The organism is Gluconobacter sp. P5H9_a (assembly GCF_018812085.1).
Taxonomy (GTDB): Bacteria; Pseudomonadota; Alphaproteobacteria; order Acetobacterales; family Acetobacteraceae; genus Gluconobacter.
Genome location: NZ_JACRVW010000003.1, coordinates 258,127 through 273,512, shown reverse-complemented (window position 1 = coordinate 273,512; position 15,386 = coordinate 258,127). Strand labels below are relative to the sequence as shown.

Here is a 15,386-nt window from a genome sequence, read left to right as displayed (position 1 = left end):
CCGCACCGGCACAGGCTTCAGGACAGGAGGCCGCACGATGATCACCGCAATGACCTTCATCATCGCGCTCTACATCTTCATGCTCGCGGCTTTCACGGGCTACGAGGTCATCAGCCGCGTACCCTCTATCCTGCACACCCCGCTGATGTCCGGCTCGAACTTCGTGCACGGCATCGTGGTCGTGGGCGCGCTGACAGCCCTGTTTAACGCCTCATCCATCCTCGAACAGGTTGTTGGTTTCCTTGGCGTCATGATGGGCGCTGGCAACGTTGTCGGCGGTTACGTCGTGACAGACCGTATGCTGGCCATGTTCAAGCCCAGCGACAAAGCGGCTCCGCAGAAGGGAGCGCAGAAATGATCCTCCTCGAATATATCGTCGCTATCAGCGCCCTTATCGCCTCCGGCCTGCTGGTCTACGGCCTCAAGCGCATGTCCTCTCCCGTCACGGCCGTTTCCGGTATCGTGACGGCTGGCTGGGGTATGCTGTTCGTCACGGCTGCCAGCTTCCTCGGCATCTTCAGTGTTTCTGAAGCCGCAAAACCCCATCTGGTCGTCAACGTCATTCTGGCCATTCTTGCCCTTGTCATTGGTGGTGGCTGGGCTGGCTGGAAAGGCCGCAGCGTTGCCATGACGGCGATGCCGCAGATGGTCGCTCTCTTCAACGGCATGGGTGGCGGTGCGGCCGCAGCTGTGTCCGTCATTGCCCTGACCGGCCCGAAAGAGACAGGCATCGTTCCGCTTCTCGTCACCGTCGCTGGTGGCCTGATCGGCAGCATGTCCCTGTCGGGCTCCATCATCGCCTGGGCCAAGCTCGATGGCCGCATGAACAAGCCGATCCGCTTCGGTGGTCAGCGTATCGTCAATGCTGCCGTCTTCATGCTCACCGTCCTGCTCGGCATCATGGCCGCCTTCCTGTACCATCAGGATGGCGGCGGTATCGCCACGCTGCTGTTCTTCATCGGCGCCCTGCTGGCTGGCATCTGCATGACGATCCCCATCGGCGGTGCTGACATGCCGGTCGTGATCTCGCTGTACAACGCCTTTACAGGTCTGGCTGTCGGTCTCGAAGGCTATGTCATGGCCGATCCGGCTCTGATGATCGCCGGTATGGTCGTGGGTTCCGCCGGTACACTGCTGACGGTCATGATGGCCAAAGGCATGAACCGTTCGATTGCCAACGTGCTGTTCAGCAACTTCGGTGAAGCTTCCGCTTCCACGGCAACGGGTCCGCAGAAGGAAGCCAAATCCGTCGCTCCAAGCGATGCTGCCACGACGATGCGCTATGCTTCGTCTGTCATCATTGTTCCGGGTTACGGTCTGGCCGTCGCTCAGGCTCAGGGCAAGCTGTACGACTTCGTCAAGCAGCTTCAGGCCGCAGGCGTAGACGTCAAGTTCGCCATCCACCCGGTCGCTGGCCGTATGCCGGGCCACATGAACGTGCTGCTCGCCGAAGCCGGCGTCCCGTACGACATGATCTACGACATGGAAGACATCAACGACAGCTTTGCTGACACGGATGTCGCCCTCATCATCGGCGCCAACGACGTGGTGAACCCATCCGCCCGGACGGACAAATCCTCCCCGATCTACGGCATGCCGATCCTCAATGCCGATCAGGCCCGTCAGGTCTTCGTCATCAAACGTGGCATGGGCATGGGTTACTCCGCCGTTCAGAACCCGCTCTTCTTCCAGGACAACTGCGCCATGGTCTTCGGCGATGCGCAGGCCGTCCTCAGCAAGATGGTCGAAGCCGTCAAGGCTCTCGGCGCATCGTAAACCAGTTCTCAAGGAGACACTCTCATGGCTGATACAATGCTGGCCGCCGTCGTCCGCGAGTTCGGGAAGCCTCTCTCTGTCGAGAGGCTTCCCATCCCCGAGATCCGGCCCAACCAGATCCTCGTGAAAGTCGATACCTGCGGCGTCTGCCACACCGACCTGCATGCCGCAGAGGGTGACTGGCCCGCAAAGCCGAACCCACCGTTCATTCCCGGCCATGAAGGCATCGGCCATATCGTGGCCGTTGGCAGTCAGGTCAGCCACGCCAAGATCGGCGACGTGGTCGGTGTGCCCTGGCTCTACTCGGCCTGCGGGCACTGCGAACACTGCCTAGGCGGCTGGGAAACGCTGTGCAAGGATCAGGACGACACCGGCTACACGGTCAATGGCTGCTTCGCCGAATATGTCGTCGCAGATCCGAACTATGTCGCTCACCTGCCCAGCAACATTGATGCGCTACAGGCCGCACCGGTGCTCTGTGCTGGTCTGACCGTCTATAAGGGTCTGAAGATGACCGAGGCACGCCCCGGTCAGTGGATGGCCATTTCGGGCGTTGGCGGTCTGGGTCAAATGGCCGTTCAATACGCGGTTGCCATGGGCATGAATGTCGTGGCCGTCGATATTGACGACGACAAGCTCGCCACCGCCACAAAGCTCGGCGCTACCCTGACCGTCAATGCCAAGGACAAGGACCCAGCAGCCTTCATCCAGCAGGAAGTTGGTGGCGCCCATGGTGCTCTCGTTACGGCTGTGGGCCGCACGGCCTTCTCGCAGGCCATGGGCTATGCCCGTCGTGGCGGCACGATTGTCCTGAACGGCCTGCCACCCGGAGACTTCCCGGTGTCGATCTTCGATATGGTCATGAATGGCACGACCATTCGTGGCTCCATCGTCGGCACACGACTGGACATGATCGAAGCCATGGATTTCTTTGCTCGTGGCAAAGTGAAATCCGTCGTCACCGCAGACAAGATCGAGAACATCAACACGATCTTCGACAACCTCAAGAACGGACGCCTTCAGGGCCGTACGGTTCTGGATTTCCGGTCCTGAGACCTTAGAAAGCACACACCATGTTTGCCATGCAGCTCCGCCAACACCACCAGCCTCTGGAATGGGTGGAGCTGCCAGACCCCGAACCCGGACCGGACGAAATCCGTATCCGCATCGGGGCCTGCGGCGTCTGCCGGACAGACCTGCATGTCGTGGACGGCGAACTCGCCAACCCCACCCTTCCCATTATCCCCGGACATGAAATCGTCGGCCGGATCGACAAGCTCGGAAGCAACGTTACGGGCCTTAGCGTCGGGGAACGGGTCGGCATTCCCTGGCTCGGCCATACCTGTGGGCATTGCTATTACTGCACGCATGGGATGGAAAATCTCTGCGACCATCCCCTTTTCACAGGCTTCACCCGCAATGGTGGCTACGCAACCATGACGGTTGCTGATGCAAAATACGCTTTTCCCATGGGTGACAAAGGGGAGGACAAGGACCTCGCCCCCCTGCTTTGCGCAGGCCTGATCGGCTGGCGCTGTCTCAGCAAAGCTGGCGACGGAAAAAAGATCGGCCTGTATGGCTTCGGAGCCGCCGCTCACATCATTATTCAGGTGCTCCGCGGGCAGGGACGCGAGGTTTATGCCTTCACATCCCCTGGAGACACAGAGAAGCAGGCCTTCGCTCGTTCCCTTGGCGCGGTTTGGGCAGGCGGCTCAGACGAACTTCCCCCAGAGCCGCTTGACGCCGTAATCCTGTTTGCGCCTGTCGGTGCACTGGTTCCTGCCGGACTGAAAGCCGTCCGCAAGGGTGGAAAGGTCGTGTGTGGCGGCATACACATGAGCCCGATCCCGTCCTTTTCCTACGATACACTCTGGGAAGAACGCGAAATCGTCTCCGTTGCCAACCTGACCCGGAAGGATGGTCTGGATTTTCTGAAACTGGCACCAGAGATCGGCATCAAGGTGACGAATACGCCTTATGCCCTCAAAGATGCCAATCAGGCTTTGGATGACCTGCGCCACGGTCGTTTTGAGGGAGCCGCTGTTCTCATTCCATAAGCGGACATCACTACTCTGCCCTCGCTCTTAACAGCCCCATCGCCTAAGAAAGACATACTGTGTCACAATAAGGCGACAGGCACTTCATGCGTAAGACAGCTCTTCTCCTGATCGTCTTTCAATTCTGCGGGCATGCTCAAGCTGCACCCTGGCAGAACTGCCTTCAGGGAGCGGTCTCCGTTCCACTAGAGCACTATAATGCGCCACCCTCCATGCTGGGTAGTATAGACGGATTACCTGCCCGCTTTTTCCTTGCCCCGCAGGCAAGTGATACTTTTGTTTTTGCCAATCACAATGTCACGTTTTTGGGCTCAGCTCCTGAAGATGCGACATCAGAGACAGGCGAAGCCACAGTATTTGTAAAGATGCTCTCAACCGTAAATATTGGTGCACTCACACTCAAAAATTATACTGCTTATGTAGCGGATTATTCAGCACCCAATAATATCACTCCAGCACTCCAAGTCGAACTGGGAGACCATTTTCTCTCCCATATTTCCACCTTGATTGACCGCTCTTCTCGCAGCGTCACGTTCTTTCGATACGACGATGAAAAATGTCCATCGCTCGGAGATTTACTCCCCTCGCCGAAAACAAAACTGCACCTCTATCAAGACCATTATCCACTCTCGAACACGGTTCTCGTTGAGCTCAACGGCCACCCAGTTCGGATGAAAATCAACCTAAGCTCCAACCGAACCCTGATCCAGAAAGATACAGCCAGAGCAATAGGCATTGCTTCCGAGCCAGATAAAGATGATCCGGTCCGCATCAATGCGGGCAATACAGTTGGTGGCTATCTTCATACGTTCGATACACTGAAAATCGGTTCGTTTCTGCTGCCCCACCCGAAGATCGTTATCGCTTCTACCATTGCCTATGACGAGTTAGGCACTGATGCTCTAAACCATTTCCATATCCTTCTGGACCCACTTCACGCGACCATCTGGCTCTCTCCCGCGTCAGACCCTTCTCTAACCAAAGAACCGCCATTGCCATGGACGCCACTCCATATCCGCAAGTATCAGGCAGCCGTTCATGACAAGGTCACCGCACCGAAAGATCCCGTTCATTCCGGGAATGATATGTTGAAGACAGCCGGGCCAGATCGATAATACTATTCCGAATTAGAAACATATCATCTGACCATAAAGGCTCGGCCGCCATGAGACGACTGTCCAAAACACTTCGAACCGCCGTGCTCGCATCCACGCTCGGCGCAGCATGCATCCCCAGTCACGGCCAGGCACAAACTCTCCCGCCCCTGCAAAGTGTCTCCGTTTACGGTCAGCAGATCCGTTTCCTGGAAGCTGGTACGGGTCCGGACCTTGTGCTGGTCCATGGCCTCGGAAGCAGCGCCACAATGGACTGGGGCAAAGTCATCCCTGAACTGTCCCGGCATTATCATGTAATCGCCATGGATCAGCTCGGCTTTGGGGCTTCGGAAAAGCCGCTGATCGCCTACGGAATTCAGACATGGGTGGACATGCTGGATGGCTTCCTGAAAACACGCCACATCACGCACTTCACGCTTGCCGGAGAATCCCTTGGCGGCTGGATTGCGGGACTTTACACAATCGAAGCGGCACAGAATTCTTCCATGGCCATGCCCCTACGCCTCATCCTGAGCGATGCCGCTGGCCACAAGTCCCTCGTCGAACATGGTCTTCCCCTGTTCGGACCGGTCTCATTTTCTGGCATTCGCACGGGGCTAAGATGGCTGTTTTACAATAAAGCCCTCATTACAGATGAACTGGTTCAGGCAACATTTCAAACCCGACTGGCCGAAGGTGCGCAATACACGCAGGAGAGCTTCGCCAGAAACGCCAATGCGCCAGACACCTTTCTCGATGACAGCATGAAGGCCATTCATATTCCCACGCTCGTGATCTGGGGACAGAATGACCAGGTCATTCCACTGGCCGACGGCCACGATTTTGCTGCAAAAATTCCCGGAGCGCATCTGACGGTCATTCCGCAATCAGGGCATGCTCCCAGCATTGAGCGACCCAAGGCTTTTCTTAAAGCCGTCGAGCCGTTCCTAGCGGCGAAGTAGCATTCGCCATCAGGCCAGAGGGGCTGGAATCCCGTCCCTCTTGTCCTGCGCCTCAACATACATCCGCAATACAGCGGGGTATCGCGTGCGGGTTGTTTTCTCCAGCATCGAAACCCCTCGCTCCACGTCTCCCGAGGAGATCGCGTCATCCCAGTCCAGAGACAGCAGAACGATAATACTCTCGGGACCTCGGGTCTCCGTCACAACCTCATTGATCCCGATAACGCCAGGCAATTTCCGCGCTTCCGCACGCACAAAAGCATCAATTTCCGGATTGCTCTCCCCCACAAGAAGAGAGCGTGTCTCATTGGTCAGCAATGCGGCCACCACAACCAGCACGACACCAATCAGCAGCGATGCAATTCCATCCAGAACGTGCAGACCTGTCACAACGGAAAGCACTGTAAACACCAGCGCAATCACCAGACTGACCAGCGCAGCCCCATCCTCAAACAGTACGACAAACAGACCGGGATCGGCACTCCGGCGAATCATTCTCCACAATGAAACCCCTTTGCTGCGTGGCACGGATTTCACAGCCGCAATAAAGCCATACCCTTCCATGCTGCCGGAAATCGCGAGAATGGCTACGTTCATCCACCATCCCGGAAAGACATGCCCCAAAAGGTGCACCGGCTGCATTTGCGCCGGATGCATGACCTTCTCCCAGCCTTCATAGAGAGACGCGACGCCACCCCCCACAAACAGTGCGCCAGCTACAACCATCGTCCAGAAATACAGCTCGCGATGGTAGCCCAGCGGATGCTCCTTCGTTGCCGGAGCCGCTGACCGCTTCATGCCCACCAACAACAGGATCTGGTTTCCGCAATCCACAAAGGAATGAACCGTCTCAGCCAACATCGCAGCAGAGCCGGTTAGAAGGGCAGCCATGCCTTTCACGCAGGCGATGCCGAAATTGACACCCAGCGCGATGAAAACGACTTTTGTTGAACCACCAGCAGACATGAAGCCCTCATTTCCGTAAGCAAAGGCCAGATTGGGGACCTCAGATAACCTAAGTCAAACTTCGCGAGCTTTCAGGGGTTCACTAACCCAACATAAAAAAGGCCGCCCACAAGGGACGGCCTTCTTCAAACGACGATGCCTAGCCCGCTTCAGGCAGACAGACGTGCCTTCACAAGTGCACTGGCCTTGGCCGGGTCCAGATCGGCACCAAAACGCTCTTTCAGCGCTGCCATAACCTTGCCCATGTCCTTCATGCTTTCCGCACCTACAGCAGTCGCGGCTTCATCGATGGCAGACTTCAAAGTTGCCTCATCGAGTTCTGGCGGCAGGTAGGCTTTGATCGTCGCGATCTCACCCTCTTCCTTTTCCGCCAGTTCCGGACGGCCACCTTCACGATACATCGTTGCGGATTCAGTACGGGACTTGATCATAGAGCGCAGAGCGGAAATAATCTCTGCTTCCGTCACTTCCCCTGTCTTGGCGCGAGCAGCAACTTCAAGATCCTTCAGCTTCGCCGTGATGCCACGGATCTGCGCCACCTTCTCAGACTGACCAGCCTTCATTGCTGTTTTGAGGTCATCCATGATCTGCGTGCGAAGCGACATGCGTCTTCTCCTGTTTGCGCGGGGCCTGAAAAGCCCCTGTTCAGCCAATGGCGGCAAAATCGCATAAAAGCCTCCCCCCAACAATGGAAAGCACAGCTCTTTCCAGCATCGTCACAAGGTGTAGGGAAGTTTTTTCCCATACCGCCCCACAGACACAAAAACTCATTGGGAAAAAACTTCCCATTCCCGGTTCGATCGCTTATCAGACGGGAAAGTGAACGCGGAGCCAGGAACGGGCGACCATGGACATCGACAGAATCATTGAAAAAGCTGGCGGCGCGGAAGAAATCGCCGCGCTGGCTGGTGTCGGCCTTGAAGCCGTACGAAAGTGGCGTCAATCGCGAACCGTGCCGACCAAGCACTGGCCCGCCCTACTGCGCGTTCCCGGAATCGAACTCCAGGACCTAACTTCCGCTGAAACCCCGCAAGAAAGAGAGACGGACGTGTCCAATTCCTGCCCTGCCGGCGCCAATGCCGCCCTTGTCCTTGCAGATGGCACGGTCCTGTGGGGCCGAGGCTTCGGTGCCCATACCGATGGTGCCGTCGGTGAACTCTGCTTCTCCACCGGCATGACCGGCTATCAGGAAACCCTGACAGACCCGTCTTTCGCTGGGCAGATCGTCACCTTCACCTTCCCGCATATTGGCAATGTCGGCACGAACACGGACGACAATGAAGCGCCGAAAATGGCTGCTCTTGGCGCCGTCGTGAAGGAAGACATCACCGCTCCGGCAAGCTGGCGCTCCACAGAATCCCTCGACGGATGGCTGAAGCAGCACGGCCGCGCGGGTATTAGCGGCGTCGACACCCGTGCAGTTACCCGCTCCCTGCGCGACAATGGCCCACAGACCGCCATCCTTGCCTTCCCGGCGAATGGTCGGATCGACACGGACAGCCTCCTGAACCGCGCCCGTCAATGGCCCGGCCTCGAAGGGATGGATCTTGCCAAAGAGGTCACGCAGTCAAAGCGCGTCTGGACGGAAGGCGTGTGGGAAAGCACCCGCCCCGCTCGGACCGAGAACCGCCGCCGCGTGGTCGCCATGGACTACGGCGCCAAGGACAACATCCTGCGCTGCCTCGTGACTGCTGGGTGTGACGTCACGGTTCTGCCCGCGACAGCAACGGCCGAGGAAATCTTGGAACTGAAGCCCGAAGGCGTGTTCCTGTCCAATGGTCCGGGCGACCCGGCAGCGACCGGCACCTATGCCGTACCGGCCATCAAAAGCGTTCTGGATGCCAACGTTCCAGTCTTTGGCATCTGCCTTGGCCACCAGCTTCTCGCACAGGCCCTCGGCGGCAAGACCTACAAGCTGGATCGTGGCCATCGCGGCGCCAACCAGCCGGTCAAGGACATTGAGAGTGGCCGGGTGGAAATCACCAGCCAGAACCATGGCTTTGCCGTGGACGAGAAGTCCCTGCCTGCTGACGTGAAGGTGACGCATGTGAGCCTGTTCGATGGCTCCAACGAAGGCATCGCCTCCACCACGAAGGACGCCTTCTCCGTTCAGTACCATCCAGAGGCCAGCCCTGGCCCATCTGACAGTTTCTATCTTTTCGAGCGTTTCGTCGCGGTCATGGACCGTCGCGCTAAAGCAGGAGCCTGAGCCATGCCAAAACGGACAGACATCAAGTCCATCCTGATCATCGGCGCAGGCCCGATCGTTATCGGACAGGCCTGCGAGTTTGATTACTCCGGCGCACAGGCCTGTAAGGCCCTGCGTGAGGAAGGCTATCGCGTCATCCTCATCAACTCCAACCCAGCCACGATCATGACTGATCCAGGCCTGGCGGACGCGACCTATATCGAGCCGATTACGCCGGAATTCGTCGAGCGCATCATCCTCAAGGAAAAGCCCGACGCCGTTCTGCCGACCATGGGTGGCCAGACAGCCCTGAACGCCGCCATGGCGCTCGACAAGTCCGGCTTCCTCAAGACGCACAATGTGGAACTGATCGGCGCAGACGCAGAGGTCATTGACCGCGCGGAAGATCGCCAGAAGTTCCGCGAAGCCATGGACGAGATCGGGATCGAAAGCCCGCGCAGCACCATCGCCCATACGCTGGAAGAAGCCCGTGCAGCTCTGGGTGACGTCGGCCTCCCCGCCATCATTCGCCCGTCCTTCACCATGGGCGGCGCGGGTGGCGGCATCGCGTATAATCGCGAAGAGTTCGACCAGATCGTCACCGGCGGCCTTGATGCCTCTCCCACAACGGAAGTGCTCATCGAAGAGTCCGTCCTCGGCTGGAAAGAATACGAGATGGAAGTCGTCCGTGACACCGCGGATAACTGCATCATTATCTGCTCCATTGAAAATATCGACCCGATGGGCGTGCACACCGGTGACTCCATCACCGTCGCCCCGGCCCTGACGCTGACCGATAAAGAATATCAGCGCATGCGGGACGCCTCGATCGCGTGCCTGCGCAAGATCGGCGTCGAGACCGGCGGGTCCAACGTACAGTTCGGCGTCAATCCGAAGGACGGCCGTCTGGTCGTCATCGAGATGAACCCGCGCGTCTCACGCTCCTCCGCACTGGCCTCCAAGGCCACCGGCTTCCCGATCGCCAAGATCGCTGCCAAACTGGCCGTTGGCTACACGCTGGACGAACTCAAGAACGACATCACCAAGACGACCCCGGCTTCCTTCGAGCCAACGATCGACTACGTTGTCGCCAAGATCCCCCGCTTCACGTTCGAGAAGTTCCCGGGCTCCCCGGCCCTGCTGTCCACGTCCATGAAGTCGGTCGGCGAGGCCATGTCCGTGGGCCGCTCCTTTGCCGAGGCGATCCAGAAGGGCTTCCGCTCCATGGAGACGGGCCTGATGGGTCTGGATCCGGTTGAAGCACCCGGCGATGGTTCGAAAGACGCCTATCTGGCTGCTCTCGCAGAACCACGCCCGGAACGCATCCTGATGGCCACGCAGGCCTTGCGCGCGGGCCTGACGGTCGAAGAGATCCAGCAGGCCTGCAAGTTCGAGCCCTGGTTCCTGCGCCAACTTGAAGACATCGTGTCTTCTGAGCGGGACGTGGAAAAGAACGGCCTGCCAAAAGACGCCTACGGCATGCGCCGCCTGAAAGCCCAGGGCTTCTCTGACGCCCAGCTTGCACGCTTGTCAGGCCAGAGCATTCCGGACGTCGCAGCACAGCGCGAAGCTCTTGAAGTCGTGCCCGTCTATCGCCGCATCGATACCTGTGCCGCAGAGTTCGCTTCTGACACTCCGTATCTCTATTCCACCTATGAAGGCGGATATGGCACGCCGGAATGCGAAAGCCGCCCGACCGACCGCGACAAGATCATCATTCTGGGCGGTGGCCCGAACCGGATTGGTCAGGGCATCGAGTTTGATTACTGCTGCGTTCATGCCGCTTACGCCCTGCGTGAAGCTGGCTTCGAAACGGTTATGGTCAACTGCAACCCGGAAACCGTTTCCACCGATTACGACACGTCCGACCGTCTGTACTTCGAACCTCTGACTGCGGAAGACGTCATTGCTCTGATCCGCACAGAAGCGAAGGGTGGCAAGGTTCTGGGCTGCATCGTTCAGTACGGTGGCCAGACCCCTCTCAAGCTGTCCCGTGCGCTTGAAGAGGCAGGCATTCCGCTCCTCGGCACTCCGGCTGACGCTATTGATCGCGCGGAAGACCGTGAACGCTTCCAGACCATGCTGCGCAAGCTGGGTCTTCGCCAGCCACGTAACGGCATTGCCCGCAATCCGGCAGAAGCCGAGAAAGTGGCCGAAGAGGTCGGATACCCGGTCGTTGCCCGTCCGTCCTACGTTCTGGGCGGCCGTGCCATGGAAATCGTCTATGATAACGCAGGCCTGAAGCACTACCTGAATACGGTTCTGCGCGCTGCTGGCCCCGAAGTTTCCACCGGGCCGGTCCTGCTCGATCATTACCTGAACGATGCCATCGAAGCCGATGTGGACTGCATTTCGGACGGCGAAAACGTCTATGTCGCCGGCGTCATGGAACACATTGAGGAAGCTGGTATCCATTCCGGTGACTCTGCCTGCTCCCTACCACCCTACACGCTGTCTCCGGCACTGGTGACGGAACTCCGCTCCCAGACGGAAGCCATGGCTCGTGAGCTTGGCATCCGCGGCCTGATGAATGTGCAGTACGCCATCAAGGACCAGGAAGTCTTCGTCCTTGAAGTGAACCCGCGCGCGTCTCGCACGGTGCCGTTTGTTGCCAAAGCGACAGGCGTTCCGGTTGCCAAAATCGGCGCTCGCGTTATGGCTGGCGCGCGTCTGTCCGAGTTCCGTCTGGATGGCGGGGCGGTCTCCCCGCACGTTGCGGTCAAGGAAGCCGTCTTCCCGTTCCATCGCTTTGCAAACGCAGACACGATCCTCGGTCCGGAAATGCGCTCCACGGGTGAAGTCATGGGGCTGGATTCCAGCTTCGAACGTGCTTTTGCGAAGTCTCAGCTTGCTGCTGGCGTAAAACTGCCACTGGCTGGAACGGTCTTCCTGTCCGTCCGTGACAGCGACAAGGGACACGTGCAGCCGCTAGCCCGCAAACTGGTTGAAATGGGGTTCACCGTTCTCGCAACCAGCGGAACAGCTTCACGCCTCGAAGCGGCTAACATTCCGGTAAAGCGCGTAAACAAGGTCATGCAGGGCCGTCCGAACTGCGTAGATGCCATCCGCTCGGGTGACGTTCAAATGGTCATCAACACATCGCAGGGTGGCCAGGCCGCACGTGACAGCTACGATATCCGTCGCGGCGCTCTGACCATGGGCATCCCGCACTACACCACGATTGCCGGAGCCCGCGCGGCAACCTACGCCATCGCGGTTCTCAAGGAAGGCGACCTCGGCGTCGCTCCGCTTCAGTCCTACTTCAAGGGCGAGTTCTAAGCCCTACCAGCAGAAAGGCCCGCCAGAGCAATCTGGCGGGCCTTTTTTGTATTCAATCGCCGGAATAGCGCAGAAGATCTCCCGGCTGACACTCCAGCACATGGCAGAGCGCCTCAAGCGTGGAAAACCGGATTGCCTTTGCCTTACCAGTCTTGAGAATTGAAAGATTGGCGAGAGTCAGGCCAACCTTCTCTGACAGCTCCGTAAGAGACATACCGCGCTCTTTCAGCAGTGCATCCAGACTGACCTGAACCGGCATTAAATGACCTCATCCATTTCGGACTGAAGCTGGGTTCCTAAATCGAAAAGCCACACAACAGCAAACAGGATGATCGCTTCAGGCACGTCTGACAGGAACTCAAAAAAGTATCCAAACCAATTCGCAAAATTCAACCCTGGCAAATTCCAAACATCATGGATGTAATTCGTTAAAGGAATAAGAAAATCATAAACAAATCCGAGAAATAAAATTTTATATGCTCTTTTCACATTCTCTTTTGTAAAAATTTTTCCCTGCATCAAACCCACTAAAATTTCGGACAAAATTCTGAATATTACTTCCAAACAGGAGTAAACTATTACCACTTCGGCAATAAGTATAAAACTCCAGCATATATCTTCTTTCGTATACCCAAGAGAGTTTTCCAAAGGAAAATGGTCAAAAACTACAATAAAAATGATACCGAACGTAATCAGCCCGAAAAAGCCAATGGGAAGCCACAGGAGAAGACGGAACAGCTTGAGCAGGGTCAGCGCATATTCGATTTTTGTCTCTGTCCCGCCCTTACGCGTACCTGCAATCATACCTACCCCCCCTACAATGAATTTATCGTTTTTCAATAATATGTTTCATTTCGTTTCGCTAGAGAATTTATCGCTTTTCGATAAACAAAAACGCGCCACCTTGCATAAACCCCCCTAAAATCCTATGTTGTCAGGCTGTTCATTCAATTTCAGTCACGCTTTTTCGAGGATTTCAGAGTGCAGAAGATCCCCATGACCGCAAAGGGACTGCAGCGTCTTGAAGACGAACTGCGTACCCTCAAGAGCGTTGACCGCCCTGCAGTCATTCGTGCCATCGCAGAAGCCCGCGAACATGGCGACCTATCCGAAAACGCCGAATATCATGCCGCCCGAGATCGTCAGTCTTTCATCGAAGGTCGCGTACTTGAGCTGGAAGGCATCGTCTCCTCGGCAGAAGTTATTGATCCTTCGACCCTGACCGGCACGAAAGTACGTTTCGGCGCGCATATCGAAGTCGTGGATGAAGAGACGGACAAGGAAAACGCCTATCAGATCGTTGGCGTTCATGAAGCGGACATCAAGCAGGGCCTGATTTCAATCTCGTCTCCTCTGGCGAAGGCGCTGATTGGCAAAGATGTGGGCGACACCATCTCCGTTCCCGCTCCCGGCGGTGACCGCAGCTACGAGATCCTGAAAGTCACATACCGCTAATGTCTGACGTCCTGACGTCCGTCGCCCCTGTTGTGACTCTCTTGGACATTGAAAACGCTCAGAAGCGTATTGCGTCCACAGTAGTTCGCACGCCGACGATTGCCTGCCCGGCCCTTTCCCGCCTGACAGGCGCCGAAATTACGCTCAAGCTTGAAAATCTTCAGGCTATTGGCTCGTTCAAGGAACGGGGAGCAGCCAACAAAATGGCGCTCCTGACGCCCGAGGAACGCGCCCGCGGCGTTATTACAGTCTCGGCAGGCAATCACGCACAGGGTGTGGCGCGTCAGGCCAGCCTCCTTGGCATTGATGCCACGATCGTCATGCCCCGCTTTACGCCAGCAACCAAAGTTGCAGCGACCCAGGCATGGGGAGCAAACGTTGTCCTCGCAGGCGACGATTTTGCTTCTGCATGCGTAACGGCGGAAGAAATTCAGAATAAAGAAGGCCGGGTCCTCGTCCATCCGTTCAATGACCCTGCCGTCATTGCGGGTCAGGGGACTGCTGCACTCGAACTTCTCGAAGATGCACCTGACATTGATACGGTTGTCGTCCCTGTGGGCGGTGGCGGCCTGATCGGTGGTTTTGCAACCGTCATGGCTGCACTTCGCCCAGATGTGGAAATCATTGGCGTTCAGGTCGAGGCGTATGCCTCTCTAGCCGCATTTCCGACAGAAGGTGGCGCCACCCTCGGTGGCTCGACAATTGCTGAAGGCATTGCCGTAACGCAGTTGGGCGATCATTGCCTCAGAGCATTTCGTCACCGGATTTCCAAAATTCTCGTAGTTAACGAGCTTCAGGTCGAAAGCGCCATCACGACGCTGGCGGAAAAAGCCAAGCAGGTCTGCGAAGGCGCCGGTGCGACGGGTCTGGCTGCTGTTCTGGCCAACCCTGAGATGTTCAAAGGCCGCAAGGTTGCCCTTCCCTTGTCGGGTGGCAACATCAATGCCCGTATTCTGGCCAATACGATCCTTCGCTCCCTCCTCCGGGACGGAAGAATTCTTCGCCTGATCTTCCAGATTCCCGACCGCCCCGGAATGCTGGCTGACATTTCTGCGCGCATTGGCAACTACGGCGGAAACATCATTGAGGTGTCCCATCATCGCCTTTTTGCCTCGCCGTCAGTTCAGACAGCCGAGCTGGTTGTGATGATCGAAGCCCGTGACACTCAGCACGCCACGCAGATCGAAACCGATCTTGCCCGTCATTACATCGTTCGACGGGACTGAAACTGCACGCATTGTGTTCGAACTGGTCTCCCAGCCTCGAACACAATGCAACTGCAACCTAATTTCCGAAGCTCAGACGCCTTCTACAATCACCACGTTGTAAGAAGCGGCCTTCCAGCGATGCTTCGCGACCGTTTGATAGGCTGGGCTGTCATACCAGGCCCGAGCAGCAGCAATATCCGGAAATTCGACAATAACGACACCATCCGGCTCGATACCTTCAAGCTTTTCCTGCTTTCCGTAGGCAGCAAGAATTTTAGCCGGATGCCCCTTAAAGGTCTCGCCAACACCATTTGAATAGGCTTCAAACTCGGCCGGGTCGGTCAATTTGTCACGAATGAAAATAGCGTAAGCGGTCATGGTACTTCATCTCCTGAACGGGG

General features: G+C 57.1%; 15 protein-coding genes. 10 read left to right on the top strand and 5 right to left on the bottom strand.

What is annotated here, in order from left to right; translation table 11 throughout:
• Nucleotides 1-37: 37 nt before the first annotated feature.
• The 6 genes from KP708_RS05530 to KP708_RS05505 all read left to right on the top strand — a co-directional run bounded on the left by KP708_RS05530 (nucleotide 38) and on the right by KP708_RS05505 (nucleotide 5,889).
• Nucleotides 38-358 carry an NAD(P) transhydrogenase subunit alpha gene (locus tag KP708_RS05530; protein ID WP_202207682.1) on the top strand — a complete coding sequence of 107 codons (321 nt, stop codon included), beginning with the start codon at nucleotides 38-40 and terminating at the stop codon, nucleotides 356-358.
• On the top strand, nucleotides 355-1,776 hold the full coding sequence (locus KP708_RS05525) for an NAD(P)(+) transhydrogenase (Re/Si-specific) subunit beta (protein ID WP_215750738.1): 1,422 nt from the start codon (nucleotides 355-357) through the stop codon (nucleotides 1,774-1,776). The genes KP708_RS05530 and KP708_RS05525 overlap by 4 nt, the downstream gene beginning before the upstream one ends.
• 24 nt (nucleotides 1,777-1,800) lie before the next feature.
• Nucleotides 1,801-2,829: an alcohol dehydrogenase AdhP gene (gene adhP / locus KP708_RS05520; RefSeq protein WP_215750737.1), complete on the top strand. Its 1,029-nt coding sequence runs from the start codon at nucleotides 1,801-1,803 to the stop codon at nucleotides 2,827-2,829.
• 20 nt (nucleotides 2,830-2,849) lie between these two features.
• A complete protein-coding gene (locus KP708_RS05515; protein WP_215750736.1) occupies nucleotides 2,850-3,833 on the top strand; it encodes a zinc-dependent alcohol dehydrogenase family protein in 984 nt (327 codons plus the stop codon).
• An 86-nt stretch (nucleotides 3,834-3,919) separates the two neighbouring features.
• Nucleotides 3,920-4,948, top strand: a complete 1,029-nt coding sequence (locus tag KP708_RS05510; RefSeq protein ID WP_215750735.1) for a retropepsin-like aspartic protease — start codon at nucleotides 3,920-3,922, stop codon at nucleotides 4,946-4,948.
• Nucleotides 4,949-4,998: 50 nt separating this feature from the next.
• A complete protein-coding gene (locus tag KP708_RS05505; protein WP_215750734.1) occupies nucleotides 4,999-5,889 on the top strand; it encodes an alpha/beta fold hydrolase in 891 nt (296 codons plus the stop codon).
• Nucleotides 5,890-5,898: 9 nt separating this feature from the next.
• On the opposite strand, the gene KP708_RS05500 is transcribed toward KP708_RS05505, so the two are convergent.
• Together KP708_RS05500 and KP708_RS05495 are read right to left on the bottom strand one after the other, a co-directional pair.
• Nucleotides 5,899-6,855 carry a cation diffusion facilitator family transporter gene (locus KP708_RS05500; RefSeq protein WP_215750733.1) on the bottom strand — a complete coding sequence of 319 codons (957 nt, stop codon included), beginning with the start codon at nucleotides 6,853-6,855 and terminating at the stop codon, nucleotides 5,899-5,901.
• A gap of 149 nt (nucleotides 6,856-7,004) precedes the next feature.
• Nucleotides 7,005-7,460, bottom strand: coding sequence for a GatB/YqeY domain-containing protein (locus KP708_RS05495; RefSeq protein WP_046901226.1), 456 nt, complete (start codon nucleotides 7,458-7,460; stop codon nucleotides 7,005-7,007).
• 242 nt (nucleotides 7,461-7,702) lie between these two features.
• On the opposite strand from KP708_RS05495, the gene carA reads away from it, so the two are divergent.
• Nucleotides 7,703-9,064 (top strand): glutamine-hydrolyzing carbamoyl-phosphate synthase small subunit, encoded by a 1,362-nt coding sequence (gene carA, locus KP708_RS05490; protein WP_215750732.1) that lies wholly within the window; start codon nucleotides 7,703-7,705, stop codon nucleotides 9,062-9,064.
• 3 nt (nucleotides 9,065-9,067) lie between these two features.
• Nucleotides 9,068-12,322: a carbamoyl-phosphate synthase large subunit gene (carB, locus tag KP708_RS05485; RefSeq protein WP_215750731.1), complete on the top strand. Its 3,255-nt coding sequence runs from the start codon at nucleotides 9,068-9,070 to the stop codon at nucleotides 12,320-12,322.
• Nucleotides 12,323-12,374: 52 nt separating this feature from the next.
• Here carB and KP708_RS05480 read toward each other — a convergent pair whose 3' ends face one another.
• Together KP708_RS05480 and KP708_RS05475 are read right to left on the bottom strand one after the other, a co-directional pair.
• On the bottom strand, nucleotides 12,375-12,581 hold the full coding sequence (locus KP708_RS05480) for a helix-turn-helix transcriptional regulator (protein ID WP_215750730.1): 207 nt from the start codon (nucleotides 12,579-12,581) through the stop codon (nucleotides 12,375-12,377).
• Nucleotides 12,581-13,162 (bottom strand): hypothetical protein, encoded by a 582-nt coding sequence (locus tag KP708_RS05475; protein WP_215757158.1) that lies wholly within the window; start codon nucleotides 13,160-13,162, stop codon nucleotides 12,581-12,583. Before KP708_RS05475 ends, KP708_RS05480 begins: the two co-directional genes overlap by 1 nt.
• Nucleotides 13,163-13,303: 141 nt before the next feature.
• Here KP708_RS05475 and greA point away from each other — a divergent pair, with 141 nt between their 5' ends.
• Together greA and KP708_RS05465 are read left to right on the top strand one after the other, a co-directional pair.
• Nucleotides 13,304-13,777, top strand: a complete 474-nt coding sequence (gene greA, locus KP708_RS05470) for a transcription elongation factor GreA (RefSeq protein WP_215750728.1) — start codon at nucleotides 13,304-13,306, stop codon at nucleotides 13,775-13,777.
• A complete protein-coding gene (locus tag KP708_RS05465) occupies nucleotides 13,777-15,003 on the top strand; it encodes a threonine ammonia-lyase (RefSeq protein ID WP_086632974.1) in 1,227 nt (408 codons plus the stop codon). The genes greA and KP708_RS05465 overlap by 1 nt, the downstream gene beginning before the upstream one ends.
• A 72-nt stretch (nucleotides 15,004-15,075) precedes the next feature.
• Here KP708_RS05465 and KP708_RS05460 read toward each other — a convergent pair whose 3' ends face one another.
• Complete coding sequence (locus tag KP708_RS05460) at nucleotides 15,076-15,363, bottom strand: DUF1330 domain-containing protein (protein ID WP_099213198.1); 288 nt, start codon at nucleotides 15,361-15,363, stop codon at nucleotides 15,076-15,078.
• Nucleotides 15,364-15,386 lie beyond the last annotated feature (23 nt).